Here is a 17736-nt window from a genome sequence, read left to right as displayed (position 1 = left end):
AACATCACGTTCCGCTTAGCTCGTGAACACACCGCGAAACCCTCTCCCGAGAGCCTTCACCAGCCCTCCATCCACGAGGAGTTGAGGCCGGAACTGGGAGGGGGCCGGAACAGGAAGAAGGGGCCCGGAGATTCGTCCTCCTGGCCCCTTCGTCGTCGGCGGTGCCGCGTCAGTCGCCCTGCTGCTGCCGCTTCGGCCGCCACACCACCAGCGCGCTGGTCTGCTGCACCTCCTGGTACGGCACCAGGTCGCGCCGGTAGGAAGCGTGCACCGCGGCCTCGCGCTGCTGCATCGCCGCCGCCGCGCCGTCCAGGGCGGCCTGCATCTCCGCGACGCGGGACTGGAGCGCCGCGACCTGGTTCTCCAGTTCGATGATGCGTTTGATGCCGGCCAGGTTGATGCCCTCGTCCTGCGACAACTGCTGCACCTGGCGCAGCAGTTCGATGTCTCGGGCCGAGTAGCGGCGGCCGCGCCCGGCCGTGCGGTCCGGAGACACCAGCCCCAGCCGGTCGTACTGGCGCAGCGTCTGCGGGTGCAGGCCGGACAACTGGGCCGCCACCGAGATGACGTAGACCGGGGTCTCCTCGGTCAGCTCATAGGGGTTGCGTCGACGGCCGTTGATGTCCATGGCTTCACTCATGCTCCCTTCGCGGCCTGGAACAGCTCCGCCCGCGGGTCCTCGCCCGCGGTCGCCTCGCGATACGCCTCCAGCGCGTCACGAGCCTTCCCCGTCAGGTCCTGCGGAACACTCACCTCGACGGTGACCAGCAGATCGCCGCGGGTGCCGTCCTTGCGGACCGCGCCCTTGCCCCGGGCCCGCATCGTGCGGCCGTTGGGGGTGCCCGGCGGCAGCTTGAGCGTGACCGAAGGTCCGCCCAGGGTGGGGACCTTGACCTCGCCACCGAGAGCCGCCTCGGTGAACGTCACCGGGACGGTGACGGTGAGGTTGTCGCCCCTGCGGCCGAAGACGGGGTGCTCCTTGACGTGGACGACCACATAGAGGTCGCCCGCCGGGCCGCCCCGCTCACCGGGCGCGCCCTTGCCACGCAGCCGGATCCGCTGGCCGTCCGACACCCCGGCCGGGATGCGCACCTGCATGGTGCGGGACGACTTGGCGCGTCCGCTGCCCTTGCAGACCTCGCAGGGGTTCTCCGCGATCAGCCCGCGGCCCTTGCAGTCGGGGCACGGGTCGGTCAGCGAGAAACCGCCGCCGGAGCCGCGCGCCACCTGGCCGGTGCCGACGCACGTCGGGCACACCCGCGGTGTGCCGTTGGCGTCGCCGGTGCCGGAGCAGGCCTTGCACGGCGCCTGCGAGGACATCCGCAGCGGGACCGTCGCGCCCTCGATCGCCTCGGTGAAGCTGAGGGTGACCTCGGACTCGATGTCCTGGCCGCGCCGCGGATGGGTCCGGGTGCCGGTCGTCGCGCCGCCCCGGTTGAACAGGCCCCCGAAGACGTCACCGAGTCCGCCGCCGAAGCCGCCGCCCGCTCCCGCGCCTCCGCCCTGGGCGCCTCCGAAGAGGTCGCCGAGGTCGAAGTTGAAGGAGCCGCCGCCGGCGCCGGGGCCCGGGCGGAAGCCGCCGTTGCCGAACAGCGCGCGGGCCTCGTCGTACTCCTTGCGCTTCTTGGCGTCGCCGAGGACGTCGTTCGCCTCGGAGATCTCCTTGAAGCGTTCCTCGGCCTTGACGTTGCCCTTGTTGGCGTCCGGGTGGAACTCGCGGGCGAGCTTGCGGTACGCCTTCTTGATCTCGGCCTCGGTGGCGTCCTTGGGGACGCCGAGGACCTTGTAGTAGTCCTTCTCGATGAAGTCCTTGGTGCTCATCCTCGACGTCCCTCCTCTCTCATCCGTTCAACGTCAGCCCTCGTCCGGGCCACCGCTCTCCTTGTCGTCGGCCTTCACGTCGCCCTCCTCGGCGCCCTTCACGGTCTGCGCGCCCGGCTGGGGCTCGGCGACGGCCACCCGCGCGGGGCGGATGGTGCGCTCGCCGATGCGATACCCCGGCTGGAGGATCGCGACGCAGGTCGTCTCCGTGACGTCCGGCGCGTAGCTGTGCATCAGGGCCTCGTGGATCGTCGGGTCGAAGGGCTCGCCCTCCTTGCCGAACTGCTGAAGGCCCATCTTGGCCGCCACGGTCTCCAGCGACTCGGCGACGGACTTGAAGCCGCCGACCAGCTCGCCGTGCTCCCGGGCCCGCCCGATGTCGTCGAGCACCGGCAGCAGCTCGGTCAGGAGGTTCGCGACGGCGATCTCCTTGACCGTGATGCGGTCCCGCTCGACGCGGCGGCGGTAGTTCTGGAACTCGGCCTGCAGCCGCTGGAGGTCCGCCGTGCGCTCGCCGAGCGCCGTACGCGCCTGGTCCAGCTCTGCCACCAGGCCGGCGTTCTGCTTCACGTCCCCTGCCGTGGCCGCCCCTTCCTCCGGGGCGGCCTGCGGCTCGGCGTCGTCAGGAGTGGCGCCGGAGGGGACGTCGGGCTTCTCCTCGAAGCCCGGGGTCTCCTCCGTCACGCGGCACCGTCCTTGCGCTCGTCGTCCACGATCTCGGCGTCGACCACGTCGTCGTCGGCCTTGGGCTGCTCGGAGGCGCCGCCCGCGGTCGCCTGGGAGGCCTGGGCGTCGGCGTACATCGCCTGGCCCAGCTTCTGGGAGACGGCCGCGACCTTCTCCGTGGCGGAGCGGATCTCGGCGGTGTCCTCGCCCTTGAGCTTCTCCTTCAGCTCGGCGACGGCGGCCTCGACCTCGGTCTTGATCTCGCCGGGGACCTTGTCCTCGTTGTCCGCGAGGAACTTCTCCGTCTGGTAGACCAGCTGCTCGCCCTGGTTGCGGGACTCGGCGGCCTCGCGGCGGCGGTGGTCCTCCTCCGCGTACTGCTCGGCCTCCTGGCGCATCCGGTCGACCTCGTCCTTCGGCAGCGAGGAGCCGCCGGTGACGGTCATCTTCTGCTCCTTGCCGGTGCCGAGGTCCTTCGCCGTGACGTGCATGATGCCGTTGGCGTCGATGTCGAAGGAGACCTCGATCTGCGGGACGCCGCGCGGCGCCGGGGGCAGACCGGTGAGCTCGAACATGCCGAGCTTCTTGTTGTACGCCGCGATCTCGCGCTCGCCCTGGTAGACCTGGATCTGCACCGACGGCTGGTTGTCCTCGGCCGTGGTGAAGATCTCCGAACGCTTCGTCGGGATCGTGGTGTTGCGCTCGATCAGCTTGGTCATGATGCCGCCCTTGGTCTCGATACCGAGGGACAGCGGGGTGACGTCGAGCAGCAGGACGTCCTTGACCTCGCCCTTGAGGACACCGGCCTGGAGCGAGGCGCCGATGGCGACGACCTCGTCCGGGTTCACACCCTTGTTGGCCTCCTTGCCGCCGGTCAGCTCCTTGACGAGCTCGGCGACGGCGGGCATGCGGGTGGAGCCACCGACGAGGACGACGTGGTCGATCTCGCCGAGCTGGATGCCGGCGTCCTTGATGACGTTGTGGAACGGCGTCTTGCAGCGCTCCAGCAGGTCCGCGGTCAGCTGCTGGAACTGGGCGCGGGTGAGCTTCTCGTCGAGGTGCAGGGGGCCCTCGGCGGAGGCGGTGATGTAGGGGAGGTTGATCGAGGTCTCCGTGGAGGAGGACAGCTCGATCTTCGCCTTCTCGGCGGCCTCGCGCAGACGCTGCAGCGCCATCTTGTCCTTGGCCAGGTCCACGCCGTGGCCGGACTTGAACTGCTGCACCAGGTAGTCGACGACGCGCTGGTCCCAGTCGTCACCACCGAGGTGGTTGTCACCGTTGGTGGCCTTCACCTCGACGACACCGTCGCCGATCTCCAGCAGCGAGACGTCGAACGTGCCGCCACCGAGGTCGAAGACCAGGATGGTCTGGTCGTCCTTGTCGAGGCCGTACGCCAGGGCGGCGGCGGTCGGCTCGTTGACGATGCGCAGGACGTTCAGACCGGCGATCTCACCGGCCTCCTTGGTGGCCTGGCGCTCGGCGTCGTTGAAGTACGCCGGGACGGTGATGACCGCGTCGGTCACCTTCTCGCCCAGGTACGCCTCCGCGTCGCGCTTCAGCTTCTGCAGCACGAAGGCGCTGATCTGCTGCGGGTTGAAGGGCTTCCCGTCGAGCTCGATCTTCCAGTCCGTGCCCATGTGACGCTTGACCGACCGGATGGTCCGGTCGACGTTGGTCACGGCCTGGCGCTTGGCCACCTCGCCGACCAGCACCTCGCCGTTCTTGGCGAAGGCGACGACGGACGGCGTGGTCCTGGCGCCCTCGGCGTTGGTGATGACGGTGGGCTCGCCGCCCTCCAGAACGCTGACGACGGAGTTAGTCGTGCCCAGGTCGATGCCGACCGCACGTGCCATGGTTGATTCCTCCAGCTGACTTGAGTGGAACAGGCTCAAGTGTGCATGACGTCCGCGCCGGGGTCAACAGACCTGAGTCATGGGGGCTCAACTCTTATCCGTTCCTCACACGCAAGTGCCCTGTGACCTGCAAAGACGCGGCATCATGGGTGGAGGTTGCCGTCAACCGACCGCGCGTTCTCACCCGCAGCAGTCCGAGTACGAGGACCAGCGCGGCGCCCGCGACACCCAGCACGGCGAGCCCGTCGGCCCACCCGGCGTGCACCAGGACGCCGACGAGCACGCCGGCGAAGGCGAGGGTGCCGAGCACGACGGTCACGCCCTGCGGAGTCAGCCCCAGCCGCCGCAGCCGGTGCGCCAGATGGTCGGGGCCGGGCCTGCCGGTGAACCGTCGCGCCAGCACCACGAGCAGCACATCGGCACTGGCCACCGCGGTGAACGCGAACAGGGGGCCCACCGAACTCCCGGGCGCGTACCCCGCACGGGTCAGCACAACCGCGGCGGCGAGCACGAACCCGGTGAACAGTGACCCGCACGCGCCGAGCGCGATCCGCGCGGGGTGCCAGTTGTGCATCAGGAACCCGGTCAGGGCGGCCGCCAGCACGCTCAGCAGCACCGCGAGCCCGTCCAGCAGCTCGACCGCCGCGCACACCCCCACCCCGAAGGCGGTCACCACTCCGACGGTCCCCACCAGCGCGTCCGCGTGATCCAGCGCCCGGAAAGCCACGGCGACGGCGGCGATCCACCCGACGGCGAACACCCCGCCGACGACGCCGACCTCCTCGTACGGCACCACGCAGGCCGCCGCCCCCGCCGTACCGCACAGCAGCAGCCGCGCCCGCAGCCGCCACAGGTCGGCCAGCAGGCCCAGCAGGGCGACGGCCCCGGCGGCGATCAGGAGCCTGCCGACGCCGGAGCCGAGCGGGGCGACGCCGGTCCACTCGCCGGCGCCCGCGACGGCGAGGGTGGTCACCACCACGGCCACCCCGCCGAGCAGCGGCACGGAGCGGGTTCGGCGGCGGCGGTCGATCAGTCCGAGGCGCAGCGCGGGCGCGCGCAGGGCGGCCGTGAGCAGCGAGGCGAGGAAGAGGGCCGCGACGGCGGCGGCGATGCCGTAGAGCACGGTCTTAAATTAGGCGTGAATCTATCAATTTGGTACGAATAACACGTTCGGTTCGGGAGGTAACGGGTCCCGTTCGTGAGGCAACCCTCAGCGATCCAGATCACCCCACGCCTGGCTACAGTGCGACGAGGGATGCGGGTAGTCTCAGACGGACTGGATAAGTTACCGCTTAGTAATCTCCCTCGCAGGCCCGAGGAGCCCCCAAATGCAACTCGCCGCGATCATCGTGTCGCTGGTCCTGACCGTGGTCGGCGTCGCCCTGCTCGCGCGCGCCATCGGTCAGTTCGTCCGGTACTTCAAACTGGGCCAGCCCGTACCCGCCGGCACCCGGACCGACAATCCCTATCAGCGCAGTGTGACGCTGGTGCGGGAGTTCCTCGGTCATACGCGGATGAACCGCTGGGGCATCGTCGGCGTCGCCCACTGGTTCGTGGCCGTCGGCTTCCTGACGCTGCCGCCGACTCTCGCGCAGGCGTTCGGACAGCTCTTCCAGGCCGACTGGGTGCTGCCGGTCATCGGCGGCTTCCTGCCGTTCGAGCTGTACATCGAGTTCATCGGTGTGATGACGATCCTGGGCATCGCCGTGCTCATCGTCATCCGGTTGCTGAGCCTGCCGTCCCGGGCCGGCCGCAAGTCCCGCTTCGCGGGCTCCAAGTCGGGCCAGGCGTACTTCGTCGAGTACGTCATCCTCACCATCGGCCTGGCGATCTACGTGCTGCGCGGCCTGGAGGGGGCCCTGCACCACGTGGACCACTACGAGGCGTCGTACTTCGCCTCGTACCCGCTGGTCCTCGCCTTCGAGGGCCTCGGCGTCTCCACGCTGCAGAACCTGGTCTACCTGGTCGCCATGATCAAGATCGGGACCTCGTTCGTCTGGATGATCGTGGTCTCGCTGAACACCAACATGGGTGTGGCCTGGCACCGCTTCCTGGCGTTCCCGAACATCTGGTTCAAGCGCAACGCCGACGGCGGGACGGCCCTCGGCGCCCTCCAGCCCATGACCTCGGGCGGCAAGCCGATCGACTTCGCCGACCCGGGTGACGACGACGTCTTCGGCGTCTCCCAGGTCGAGCAGTTCTCGTGGAAGGGCCTGCTGGACTTCTCCACCTGCACCGAGTGCGGCCGCTGCCAGTCGCAGTGCCCCGCCTGGAACACCGGCAAGCCGCTCTCGCCGAAGCTGCTGATCATGTCGCTGCGCGACCACGCGCACGCCAAGGCGCCCTACCTGCTGGCCGGTGGCGGCAAGACCATGGAGGGCGAGGAGAAGGCCTCCGAGGAGCAGCTGGCCGGCGTCCCCGCCGCCGCCCTGGCGGAGGCCGAGCGCCCGCTGATCGGCACCGCCGAGGAGAACGGCGTCATCGACCCGGACGTCCTGTGGTCCTGCACCACCTGCGGCGCCTGCGTCGAGCAGTGCCCGGTGGACATCGAGCACGTCGACCACATCGTCGACATGCGCCGCTACCAGGTGATGATCGAGTCGGCGTTCCCGTCCGAGGCGGGCACGATGCTGAAGAACCTGGAGAAGAAGGGCAACCCCTGGGGCCTGGCGAAGAAGCAGCGCCTGGAATGGCTCAAGGAGGTCGACTTCGAGGTCCCGGTCGTCGGCAAGGACATCGAGGACCTCACCGAGGTCGAGTACCTGTACTGGGTCGGCTGCGCCGGCGCCCTGGAGGACCGCGCGAAGAAGACCACCAAGGCCTTCGCCGAGCTGCTGCACATCGCGGGCGTCAAGTTCGCGATCATGGGCGGCGACGAGAAGTGCACCGGTGACTCCGCCCGCCGCCTGGGCAACGAGCCCCTCTTCCAGGAGCTCGGCATGGAGAACGTCATGGCGCTGAACACGGCGTTCGGCGAGGAGCTGGACGACGACGGCAAGGTGACTGAGGAGTCCCGCAAGCCGAGGTCGGCCAAGAAGATCGTCGCGACCTGCCCGCACTGCCTGAACACGATCGCCAACGAGTACCCGCAGATCGGCGGCGACTACGAGGTCATCCACCACACCCAGCTGCTGCAGCACCTGGTCGACGAGGGCAAGCTGACCCCCGTCACCGCGGTCGAGGGCATCATCACCTACCACGACCCCTGCTACCTGGGCCGGCACAACAAGATCTACACGCCGCCGCGCGAGATCATCGCCGCCGTGCCCGGCATCCGCAACGAGGAGATGCACCGCCACAAGGAACGCGGCTTCTGCTGCGGCGCCGGCGGCGCCCGGATGTGGATGGAGGAGCGCATCGGCAAGCGCATCAACAACGAGCGCGTCGACGAGGCTCTCTCGGTCAACCCCGACATCGTCTCGACGGCCTGCCCGTTCTGCCTGGTCATGCTCACGGACTCCGTGAACGGCAAGAAGAACGACGGCACGGCCAAGGAGTCCATCCAGGTCGTCGACGTCGCCCAGCTCCTCCTCGACTCCGTCAAGACCCCGGCCACCCCGGAGGGCACGGCGGACGCGGAGCCGGAATCGGAACCCGAACCGGTGAAGTAGCGCTCCCTGACGGGCCTGTCGCCGGCGCCCCCTGTCCCTGGCGGACGGGGGGCGCCGGCGTGCTGCACGAGTGGCGCCTCCGGCCATCGGCGACACCCGGGGGGCGTTTGCGTGGGCGGCCGCCCCCGGCACGACAGGGGACTCACCGCGCGCCGACGGCGGACACCGTCCTCGCTAGGATCCCGCCCATGGCCCTGACCGTGAACGACGTGGACCGGTTCGAGGCGTTCAGGCCCCGGCTGGAGGCCCTCGCCTACCGTCTGCTCGGCTCCGCGAGCGAGGCGGAGGACGCCGTGCAGGAGACCTTCCTGCGCTGGCAGGCCGCCGGCACCGGCCACATCAGGGTTCCCGAGGCATGGCTGACGAAGGCGCTCACCAACCTGTGCCTCAACCAGCTCACCTCGGCCCGCGCACGGCGCGAGACCTACGTGGGCCAGTGGCTGCCCGAACCGCTGCTCGCCGGGGACCCGATGCTCGGCCCGGCCGACACGGCCGAGCAGCGCGAATCGGTCTCGTACGCCGTCCTCGCCCTGCTGGAGCGCCTCTCACCCGGCGAGCGGGCGGTGTACGTGCTGCGGGCGGCGTTCGACTACCCGCACCGGGAGATCGCCGAGATCCTGGACATCACCGAGGCCTCCAGCCAGCAGATCTTCCACCGCGCCAAGAAGCACGTCGCGGACGGCAAGGCCCGCGCGGAGATCGACATGGCCGCCGCCCGGCGCGTCGTCGACAAGTTCCTCGCGGCCGCCACCAGCGGCGAGACCGAGCCGCTCGTACGACTCCTCACCCAGGACGCCGTCGCGGTCGGCGACGGCGGCGGGAAGGTCCCGGCCCGCGCCAAGGGGTTCGAGGGCGCTCTCGCGGTCGCGAAGTTCATGCGGGGGCTGTTCACACCGGCCAAGGCCAAGCGCGACATGGTCGGCGGCTCGCCCGAGGTCCATGTCACCAGCGCCAACGGCGGCCCCGCGATCGTGGCGGTGGTCGACGGCCGGGTCGTCGGCGTCATGTGCCTGGAGATCACCGCCGACGGCATCTCCGCGTTCCGCAACCAGGTCAACCCCGGCAAGCTCGCCCGCGCGACCCGGCGGTGGGCGGCCGAGGACCACGGCGAACCGCTGTTCCACGCCTTCTGAACGCACCCGTCACCGATGTGAGCTGCTTCACACCACCTCGCTGTCAGGAAACGGCGGGCCGCCCGGTTCAAGGGGCGAACCCGCTCAAGACAGGAGCATGCAGATGCAGCACCGCATCACCGTCCTCGGAGCCGGATACGCCGGAGCCGTCGCCGCCGGCCGCCTGGCCAGGCGGCTGCGCCGCGAGGACGCCGTCATCACCCTCGTCAACGCCGAGCCCGACTTCGTCGAGCGCGTCCGGATGCACGAGCTCGCCGCAGGCCGGCAGCTGCGGCCCCGGCCCTTCGACGAGATGTTCGCGGGCACCGGCGTCGTACTGAAGATCGCGGAGGTCACCGGCGTCGACGTCGACCGCAAGGCCGTGGCCGTCCGCGCCACGGACGGCGCCGAGGAGCTCGAGTACGACACCCTGGTCTACGCCCTCGGCAGCGGCTGGAACGGCCAGGGCGTCCCCGGCGCCGCCGAGCACGCCCACGAGATCGCCGGGCGCCCCGGAGCGCTGCGGCTGCGCGAGCGCCTGGCCCGGCTCGACGCCGGACAGCCCGTCGTCGTGGTGGGCGGCGGTCTCACCGGCCTGGAGGCCGCGACCGAGTTCGCCGAGGCCCGTCCGGACCTCGACGTCGCCCTCATGGCGAGCGGCGGCCTCGGCGACTGGCTCTCGCCCAAGGGCCGCCGTCATCTGCGGAAGGTCTTCGGCCGGCTCGGAGTCACCGTGCACGAGCACGCCGCGGTCACCGGCGTCGAGGCCGACCACGTCGTCACCGCCGACGGCACATCCGTACCGGCCGCGGTCACCGTGTGGACCACCGGCTTCGCCGTCCACCCGATCGCGAGGGCGACCCCCCTGCAGGCCGGCGGCACGGGCCGGCTCGTGGTCGACGGCACCATGCGCTCGGTCTCCCACCCCGACGTCTACGTCATCGGCGACGCGGCCATGGTGAACGGCCCCGGCGGCAAGCCGCTGCGGATGTCGTGCGCCTCGGGCATCCCCACCGCGTGGCAGGCCGCCGACGCCATCGCGGCCCGCCTGACCGGAGGCAGGCTCCCGAAAACGCCGCTGCGCTACGTCAACCAGTGCATCTCGCTGGGCCGCAGGGAGGGCCTGATCCAGTACGTCACCGCCGACGACCGCGCGGTCGACGCGGCACTGACCGGCCGGCTCGCCGCCGTCTACAAGGAACTGGTCTGCAAGGGCGCGGCCTGGGGCGTCGCCAACCCGACCCTCGGAATGCCGGCCCGCCGCCGCGCCGCACGGGAGACGGCGGCGCGGGCGACCTCGGCTGCCGCCTGAAGGGAACGGCGCGGGCGTGCCCGGGTCACTCGCCGGGCGCGCGGAAGGAGACCTGCCGACGGGTGGCCTCGTCGATCTCGTCGATGGTGAGGAGAGGCGTCGCCCGGGTGCGCAGGGCGCCGCTGGCCTTGACGGTGAGGCTGACGGCGGCCATGGAGACGGGATCCGGGAAGTCGATGATGATCATGATGTCGTCCTCCCCGAAGGTGAAGTACATGGCCTCGACCGTCCCGCCGAGACCGCCGACGACCTGCTCCACGGCGGCACGACGCCCGCTCGCACCCTCCCTGAGCAGCCCCTTCGTGCCCTCGGTGGTGTAGGTGGCCTGGATGAGGAACTTCGGCATGGGGTGCTCCTGCCCGGCGCTGGTCCGCTGTCGGTGTGCCCCATGGCCCTTCCCGCTGTCTCCCCGGCGACCACTCACCGAGGGGCCGGATTCACTCGTTGGACCCCACCCCGGACGCCGGGCGGGCACCCCGGGACTCCCCAGGTCATCCTCGGGAACTCCTCCTCGTTCGAGAAGGTGCCCGGTACCGCCCCCGCGTACGTCAAGATCTACGCCGAGAACGCCGCCCACCGGCTCACCGGCTCCGGGGTCCTTACCGTCACCGTCCGCCGCACCCGGAGCGGCGCGTATACAGACGTATACGGAACCGAGACCATCCCGCGCGCCTCTCCGCGCAACCCCGGCCCCGTACGGCGTGTCTAGGAACGAGCCGCCGGCCGATCACCCGGCGCCCATGGCTCGCCGGTCGAGGAGAGGATGCGCAATGCGGGGTCTCAGAGGTGCGTCGGTCATCGCTGTCATGGGCGGGATCCTGGTGCTGACGGGGTGCCAGGACGCGCCGGGTTCCCGGTCCGTCGCGACCGGCTCCTCCCCGGCATCGCCTTCCCTGCATGCCACCCCGGTGGCGGACACCCCGTCCGCCACCCCCACCACCCCCTCGCCGGGGACCTCCACCACCAGCACGCCCCCGAGCCCGGCGGCCACCCCCACCCCCACCCCGTCACGCTCCACCGCCCCCGCGAAGGCCGCCTCCCCGACCCCCGCGAGAACCTCCGCCGGCACCCCGGGCTGCCACAACCTCCCCGCGGGCGCCGACGTGAAGGCCGCCGTCACCGACGCCTACCGGCGCAGCTTCCCCCGCTTCAGCCACATCCAGCCGGTCCCGCAGCAGTTCTTCCACGGCCGGTGCGGCGACGTCCGCTACGCCGCGACCCGCTTCCAGGCCACCCCCGGAGCCACGCTCGACGAACTCGTGGCCCTGCAGGACGAGGGCAGCGTGACCAAGTACTTCCGCACCACCACCGGAGGCAGCTGGACCTACGTCGCCGGCGACAGCTTCCCCCCTGGGGCACAGGGCTGCGGCGACATCCCCCAGATCCCCGCGGCCCTGGCCGAGGCATGGGGGAACTGCTGAGCCGCGACGCCGGAGCGCCATACCCGTCCACCGGACCGCCGTCGCGGCCCGCGTGACGACCGGCCCGACGGTGCCGCGACGGCGACGGCCCCTGCCCCGCACGGGCCCGGACCGTCGCCATACCCGAACGCCCTTACGCCTCCTTCGGCCCCGCCTGCTGCACCACGTCGAACGACCAGAGCGTCGACCCGGAGGCAGCGGGCCGGGGCCGCTCTCCGCCTTCCCCGGCCCCGCCACCCTGCTGGTGGGCCGTCTTCATCGGTCCCTCCATCCAGGCCTGGAACGACTCCTCGTCCCGCCACCGGGTGTAGACGAGGTAGTTGTCCGTGCCCTCGACGGGACGCAGCAACTCGAACCACTCGAAGCCGTCGGACCCCTCCACGGCGTGCGCGCGGGACGCGAACCGCTTCTCCAGGACTTCCCGCTGCTCGGCAGGGACGGTCAGTACATTGATCTTGACTACGCTCATGGCTCCATCCTGCCCGCTGGGCGTGCTGAACGCCGTACCGGAGCCCGGTCCGCACCACCGCCCCTTCCTCCCCCGGGCCCCACCGAACTCACGTACAACCCTCCCGCCCCGCCAGCGGTCTCCTGAGAGCTGTCACCGCTGAATTCCCTGGAGCCCGCCTTGCGCACGCGCACCCTCCTGCTGGCCGCCACGCTCACCACCGGCCTGCTCACCGCCCTCCCCGGCACCGCCACCGCCGCGCCGTCGGGACTGGCGAGCGACTTCAACGGCGACGGCTACCGGGACGTCGCGTTCGGCGCGTGGAACGCCGATGTCGGCTCCGCGAGCGGTGCCGGCGCGGTGGTCGTGATGTACGGCTCCTCCTCCGGCATCTCGACCGCCAGGAAGACCGTCATCACGCAGAACTCCGCCGGCGTCCCGGGAACCGCGGAGTCCTCCGACCGCTTCGGCTACAGCCTCGCCGCCGGCGACCTCAACGGCGACAAGTACGCCGACCTCGTGGTCGGCTCCCAGTACGAGGGCATCGGCACCCGCAAGGGCATCGGCTCCGTCCTCGTCGTCTGGGGCGGCACGAAGGGCCTGACCGGCGCCTCGGCGCTGCCGCAGCCGCCGGCCGACCGGCTCACCGAGTGGGGCGGCTACTCCTCCGGCGTCGCCACCGGCGACTTCGACGGCGACGGCAGGACGGACGTGACGGTCACCGGCCAGAGCCACACCCACCTCTACCGCGGCCCCTTCACCCGCACCGGCGCCCCGCTGAGCCACCAGTGGATCGGCGAACTCGGTTCGACGTACGAGGTGTTCGCCGGCGACCTGACGGGCGACCGGGCGGCGGAGCGCATCTACCCGTTCGCCACGGACGCCGACCTGCGCGGCGACATCCGCTACTTCCACCACGACCCCACGGGCCACGCCGAGCACCCCGAGTCCGACTACGCCCAGGTCAAGCTGGAGAAGGCGGACGGCGACGTGGGCGCGATCGGCGACATCAACGGCGACGGATACGGCGACGTCGTCCTCGGCGACTACACCGACCCGGCGAGGACCAGGCCCGGCGGCCACAAGGGCGGCCAGATCACCGTCTGGTACGGCGGCAGCAACGGCCCCGACCCAGCGCAGACTCCGACCGTCATCAACCAGGACACGGCCGGTGTGCCCGACGTGGGCGAGGCCTCCGACGGCTTCGGCACGGCGGTCGCCGTGGGCGACGTCAACGGCGACAAGTACGCCGACGTCGCCGTGGGCACACCGGGCGAGGACAACGGCCCGGCGAAGGACGCGGGTTCCGTGATGATCCTCTTCGGCTCGGCCTCGGGGCTGAAGGGCGCGGGCGCCAAGCTCTGCACCCAGAACACCACGGGCGTGCACGGCAGCAACGAGACCGGCGACTTCTTCGGCCAGGCGGTCCGCCTGACCGACCTCGACAAGGACGGCAAGGCCGACCTGGTCGTCGGCACCGCCTACGAGAACGAGGCCGGCGGCGTCACCGTCCTGCGCGGCGCCACCACCGGCCTCACCGCCACGGGCGCCAAGTCCTTCACCGCCGCCACCGCCGGTTTGAAGGGCAGCGCCGCGCTCGGCTGGGTCATCTCCCAGTGACGCACACATCAGGGTGTCCCTGAGGGACATGGGGAAAGGCCCGTAAGGGATCTCCACGTGACATCCGTAAGGGATGTCACAGCTCGGCAGCAAAGCCGGGCCCGGTACCCGGGGCCCGGCCCGCCGCTCTCCGAGACCAGGTACGTTCGTTGACGTGGCTGGATTCAGGATCGGACGCGGCCGGAACGACCGCGCCCCGCACACGCGACCGCAACACCCCCCGCACGGACAGCAGGCGCCGGGGCCGTCGTACGGCTACCCCCAGGCCCCGCAGCCGCACCCGCACCCCGGGCAGCAGAGCTACGGGAACGCCCCCTGGCCGCAGACGCACGGCGGTTACGGCGGTCCGGGCGGCGGCGAGCCGGAGTACTTCGGCGACGACGGCGTGTACCACCAGGGCGGGCCGGACCCGTACGCCGCGAACAACCCGGGCCACACACAGGCCTTCGCGGTCGGCGAGGACCCGTACAGCCAGGGCGGCACCTATCGCGCCGGCGCGGCTCCGGCCGCCCCGGCCGGCCCGCGCCTGCACTGGAAGGAACTGCTGAGGGGCATCGTCCTGGCCCCCGGCCAGACGTTCCTGCGGATGCGCGACTACACGATGTGGGGCCCGGCCCTCGTCGTGACCTTCCTGTACGGCCTGCTCGCGGTCTTCGGCTTCGACGGCGCCCGCGAGGACGCGATCAACGCCACCCTCTCCAACGCCATCCCGATCGTCCTGACCACGGCCGTCGCGATGGTGCTCAGCGCGTTCATCCTGGGCGTGGTCACCCACACCCTCGCCCGCCAGCTCGGCGGCGACGGCGCGTGGCAGCCGACGGTCGGCCTCTCCATGCTGATCATGTCCATCTCGGACGCGCCCCGGCTGCTCGTCGCGACGTTCCTGGGCGGCGACGCCCCCTTCGTCCAGATCCTCGGCTGGGCCACCTGGGTCGCGGGCGGCGCCCTCCTGACGCTGATGGTCTCCAAGTCGCACGACCTGCCCTGGCCGAAGGCGCTCGGCGCGTCGGCGATCCAGCTGATCGCCCTGCTGTCGATCGTGAAGCTGGGCACGGTGTAGCGCGCGTTATCCCCCACGTCCACGAAAAGGGGCCCCGGCGTGATCGCCGGGGCCCCTTTTCGTGACGGGGTGCTGCCGTGCCCGCTCAGGCGTCGAGGACCTGCCCGGAGCGCTTCACGACGGGGGCTTGAACGGACCACGGGAAGTTGATCCACTCGTCGGTGCGCTTCCAGACGTACTCGCACTGCACGAGGGAGCGGGGCTTCTCGTAGATGACGGCGGAGCGCACCTCGGCGACCGCGTCGAGGCAGAAGTCACGCACCAGCTTGAGCGTCTTGCCGGTGTCGGCGACGTCGTCGGCGATCAGGACCTTCTTGTCGGAGAAGTCGACGACGTTGGGGACGGGCGCCAGCATGACGGGCATCTCCAGGGTGGTCCCCACGCCCGTGTAGAACTCCACGTTCACCAGGTGGATGTTCTTGCAGTCGAGGGCGTAGGCGAGGCCGCCGGCCACGAACACCCCGCCCCGGGCGATGCTGAGCACTATGTCGGGCTCGTAGCCGTCGTCGGCGACGGCCTGCGCCAGCTCGCGGACGGCGACGCCGAACTGCTCGTAGGTGAGGTTCTCTCGTACGTCACTCATGTCACTGATGTCACTCACGTCAGTCGGGAAGCTCAGACCTGGGTCCGGTGGAAATTGAGGAAGGACCGGGAGGCGGTGGGCCCGCGCTGTCCCTGGTACCGCGACCCGTACCGCTCACTGCCGTACGGGAACTCCGCGGGCGAGCTGAGCCGGAACATGCACAGCTGGCCGATCTTCATGCCGGGCCACAGCTTGATGGGGAGCGTCGCGAGGTTGGACAGCTCCAGCGTCACGTGCCCCGAGAACCCGGGGTCGATGAACCCGGCGGTGGAGTGGGTGACGAGCCCGAGACGTCCGAGGGAGCTCTTGCCCTCCAGGCGGGAGGCGAGGTCGTCCGGGAGCGTGATGACCTCGTACGTCGAGGCGAGCACGAACTCGCCGGGGTGCAGGATGAACGGTTCGTCGCCCTCGGGCTCGACCAGCCGCGTCAGGTCGGCCTGCTCGATGGAGGGGTCGATGTGCGGGTACCGGTGGTTCTCGAACACCCGGAAGTACCGATCCAGCCGCACGTCGATGCTCGACGGCTGCACCATGGATTCGTCGTAGGGATCGATCCGCACCCGCCCGGCGTCGATCTCGGCCCGGATGTCCTTGTCTGAGAGAAGCACGCCCCGAGGATACGCAAGGCGCGCGGGGCCGCCACAATCGCGACGACCCCACGCGCCCACGTCGAGACCTGTACCTCTGCCTCTCGTCCCCTAGCGCTTCTGCAGACTCACCGGCACGACACTGCGCAACCGCGCACATCGCGGACAGCGCAGGAGCCGACCAGGACCGAGGCGATCGGCCTGCTGCATCGGGAACGAAGCGGTGCTGAACACGTGCCCATCGGCACAACGGACGACGGTGCGCTCCATCAAGTCCTGAAGTCCCTTCCCCAAAGAACCGCGTCTGGCTGACGCCCTGACGAGGAAGGCCACATTACGGGATGAATGGGACGCCCCTCCAGGCGGCACTCCGACCCCGCCCAGCCCCTCTCCCGCACCTCCACCGTACGCCCCAACTCCCGCGCCCCGCACCCACATCCCACCCTCCGAACAACCGCAGGCCCCACGGCATCAGCACCGGGGGCCTGCGATGAGGTACAGTAAGCGAGCATTCCGACACCGACCTCGGTCGGCGTCTTACGCGGGTGTAGTTTAATGGTAGAACATCAGCTTCCCAAGCTGAGAGCGCGAGTTCGATTCTCGTCACCCGCTCCATGAAGAAGGCCCAGGTCGAAGACCTGGGCCGTTTTGCTGTCCGCTGCGATCACTCGCCGTGTGCCAGATTCGTGCCAGAACAGTGATCGTCGGGATCATCAGCCTGGTCATCTGGAACAGCCGCAGCTTCCTGCTGTCGGTCGGCGCCGGAGAGCCTCTGACCATCCGGCAGTCGCACACGTGGCAAACGCCTGCCAATGCACGACAACGGCTTTCACGACCCATTCTGCGACCTGTATGCACCCTGTCCTGACTGGGGTACCAAAGGGACCCCAGGCGGCCTGGCCAGAACTCACATGCGCCAACATCCTGCGGCCGGTCAGGGATGACCTCCGGTCATGGCCGGGCGCACCACGACCGCACCGGATCATGCGGAGGACAGCGAGAAATCATGGTGAAATGGTGGCTGACCCAGCGAAAGGCACCGCAGTGATCTACGGCTGAACGGCGGGGTGAATCGCTCTCACCACGTGACCATCCGTGGTCCCGCCCGCGCATTTCCAGACCGCGGTCTCATGGACGTAACCCACATGCAGACCGCGGTCGTGCTCGCCGCAGACGGGCCAGGTCACGCGATGGTGGCTCATGACGAATTCCTGCACTCCTTCCGCCACAGCACCCAGAACCTCTGCCGAATCGGGTGTGGAGACCTCCGCCGACTTGATGTGGACCACGCCGACCGGTCCCAGGTCCGGGTCGCGCACGTAGTCGATGTAACAGAAGTCGTCGCCGGTGGCCGCTTTCCCGGTGTCCTGCTCCGCCGACCTGGTGACCGTCTCGAAGGCCGATCTCGCCATGGAGAAGGTTCGCGCGGTCCAGGATTCACAGAACTCCGATTCCGGAATTTCTCCACGCTCGCCGTACAGCTCGGCCATCCACGTCAGTACCTCCTCGGGGAGCTGCTCCCCGTGCCGCCAGACCGCTCGCAGCATCCGGTCCTGCCAGTCCGAGAAATTCGACATCATCGTTGCCTTCCGATGGCAAGGAAAGCCGGGGGAGAAGTGGCTGCCCACTTCTCCCCCGGCGG

General features: G+C 70.2%; 17 protein-coding genes and 1 tRNA gene. 8 read left to right on the top strand and 10 right to left on the bottom strand.

Annotated elements, in window-relative coordinates; all coding sequences use genetic code 11:
- Positions 1–169: 169 nt before the first annotated feature.
- The 5 genes from ACIHCM_RS06435 to ACIHCM_RS06415 form a co-directional block, all read right to left on the bottom strand.
- Positions 170–622 carry a heat shock protein transcriptional repressor HspR gene (locus ACIHCM_RS06435; RefSeq protein ID WP_399890578.1) on the bottom strand — a complete coding sequence of 151 codons (453 nt, stop codon included), beginning with the start codon at positions 620–622 and terminating at the stop codon, positions 170–172.
- A 14-nt stretch (positions 623–636) separates the two neighbouring features.
- Positions 637–1821, bottom strand: a complete 1185-nt coding sequence (gene dnaJ, locus ACIHCM_RS06430; RefSeq protein WP_399889951.1) for a molecular chaperone DnaJ — start codon at positions 1819–1821, stop codon at positions 637–639.
- A 33-nt stretch (positions 1822–1854) separates the two neighbouring features.
- Entirely contained in the window at positions 1855–2505 is a 651-nt protein-coding gene (grpE, locus tag ACIHCM_RS06425) for a nucleotide exchange factor GrpE (RefSeq protein ID WP_399889948.1), read from the bottom strand.
- Positions 2502–4340, bottom strand: a complete 1839-nt coding sequence (gene dnaK, locus ACIHCM_RS06420) for a molecular chaperone DnaK (RefSeq protein WP_399889944.1) — start codon at positions 4338–4340, stop codon at positions 2502–2504. Before dnaK ends, grpE begins: the two co-directional genes overlap by 4 nt.
- A gap of 94 nt (positions 4341–4434) precedes the next feature.
- The gene (locus ACIHCM_RS06415) at positions 4435–5463 is read right to left on the bottom strand and encodes an MraY family glycosyltransferase (RefSeq protein ID WP_399889941.1); all 1029 of its coding nucleotides are present in this window, start codon (positions 5461–5463) and stop codon (positions 4435–4437) included.
- 205 nt (positions 5464–5668) lie between these two features.
- Here ACIHCM_RS06415 and ACIHCM_RS06410 point away from each other — a divergent pair, with 205 nt between their 5' ends.
- The 3 genes from ACIHCM_RS06410 (at position 5669) to ACIHCM_RS06400 (ending at position 10375) form a co-directional block, all read left to right on the top strand.
- Complete coding sequence (locus ACIHCM_RS06410) at positions 5669–7951, top strand: (Fe-S)-binding protein (protein ID WP_399889938.1); 2283 nt, start codon at positions 5669–5671, stop codon at positions 7949–7951.
- A gap of 188 nt (positions 7952–8139) precedes the next feature.
- On the top strand, positions 8140–9084 hold the full coding sequence (gene sigJ / locus ACIHCM_RS06405) for an RNA polymerase sigma factor SigJ (protein WP_399889936.1): 945 nt from the start codon (positions 8140–8142) through the stop codon (positions 9082–9084).
- A gap of 103 nt (positions 9085–9187) precedes the next feature.
- A complete protein-coding gene (locus tag ACIHCM_RS06400) occupies positions 9188–10375 on the top strand; it encodes an NAD(P)/FAD-dependent oxidoreductase (RefSeq protein WP_399889933.1) in 1188 nt (395 codons plus the stop codon).
- A gap of 25 nt (positions 10376–10400) precedes the next feature.
- On the opposite strand, the gene ACIHCM_RS06395 is transcribed toward ACIHCM_RS06400, so the two are convergent.
- Positions 10401–10721, bottom strand: a complete 321-nt coding sequence (locus tag ACIHCM_RS06395) for a GYD domain-containing protein (RefSeq protein WP_399889930.1) — start codon at positions 10719–10721, stop codon at positions 10401–10403.
- A 42-nt stretch (positions 10722–10763) separates the two neighbouring features.
- On the opposite strand from ACIHCM_RS06395, the gene ACIHCM_RS06390 reads away from it, so the two are divergent.
- Both ACIHCM_RS06390 and ACIHCM_RS06385 read left to right on the top strand, forming a co-directional pair.
- A complete protein-coding gene (locus ACIHCM_RS06390; protein ID WP_399889927.1) occupies positions 10764–11084 on the top strand; it encodes a hypothetical protein in 321 nt (106 codons plus the stop codon).
- 61 nt (positions 11085–11145) lie between these two features.
- Positions 11146–11796: a hypothetical protein gene (locus tag ACIHCM_RS06385; RefSeq protein ID WP_399889923.1), complete on the top strand. Its 651-nt coding sequence runs from the start codon at positions 11146–11148 to the stop codon at positions 11794–11796.
- Between the two features lie 133 nt (positions 11797–11929).
- On the opposite strand, the gene ACIHCM_RS06380 is transcribed toward ACIHCM_RS06385, so the two are convergent.
- A complete protein-coding gene (locus ACIHCM_RS06380; RefSeq protein WP_399889920.1) occupies positions 11930–12265 on the bottom strand; it encodes an antibiotic biosynthesis monooxygenase family protein in 336 nt (111 codons plus the stop codon).
- Between the two features lie 159 nt (positions 12266–12424).
- Between ACIHCM_RS06380 and ACIHCM_RS06375 the strand changes: the two genes are divergently transcribed.
- A complete protein-coding gene (locus ACIHCM_RS06375) occupies positions 12425–13864 on the top strand; it encodes an FG-GAP-like repeat-containing protein (RefSeq protein WP_399889917.1) in 1440 nt (479 codons plus the stop codon).
- Positions 13865–13937: 73 nt separating this feature from the next.
- On the top strand, positions 13938–14924 hold the full coding sequence (locus ACIHCM_RS06370; RefSeq protein WP_399889914.1) for a Yip1 family protein: 987 nt from the start codon (positions 13938–13940) through the stop codon (positions 14922–14924).
- Positions 14925–15009: 85 nt separating this feature from the next.
- Here the strand turns inward: ACIHCM_RS06370 and ACIHCM_RS06365 are convergent, their stop codons facing one another.
- Both ACIHCM_RS06365 and dcd read right to left on the bottom strand, forming a co-directional pair.
- On the bottom strand, positions 15010–15507 hold the full coding sequence (locus tag ACIHCM_RS06365) for a phosphoribosyltransferase (RefSeq protein WP_399889910.1): 498 nt from the start codon (positions 15505–15507) through the stop codon (positions 15010–15012).
- A 32-nt stretch (positions 15508–15539) separates the two neighbouring features.
- Positions 15540–16115, bottom strand: coding sequence for a dCTP deaminase (gene dcd / locus ACIHCM_RS06360; protein ID WP_079305965.1), 576 nt, complete (start codon positions 16113–16115; stop codon positions 15540–15542).
- Positions 16116–16635: 520 nt separating this feature from the next.
- Between dcd and ACIHCM_RS06355 the strand changes: the two genes are divergently transcribed.
- Positions 16636–16709 (top strand) — tRNA-Gly (locus tag ACIHCM_RS06355).
- 434 nt (positions 16710–17143) lie between these two features.
- On the opposite strand, the gene ACIHCM_RS06350 is transcribed toward ACIHCM_RS06355, so the two are convergent.
- Positions 17144–17722, bottom strand: coding sequence for a hypothetical protein (locus tag ACIHCM_RS06350; RefSeq protein ID WP_399889907.1), 579 nt, complete (start codon positions 17720–17722; stop codon positions 17144–17146).
- Between the last annotated feature and the right edge of the window lie 14 nt (positions 17723–17736).

Origin of the sequence: Streptomyces sp. NPDC052023 (assembly GCF_044548465.1) — a bacterium.
Classification (GTDB): Bacteria; Actinomycetota; Actinomycetes; order Streptomycetales; family Streptomycetaceae; genus Streptomyces.
This window is presented reverse-complemented; position numbering and strand designations above follow the sequence as displayed.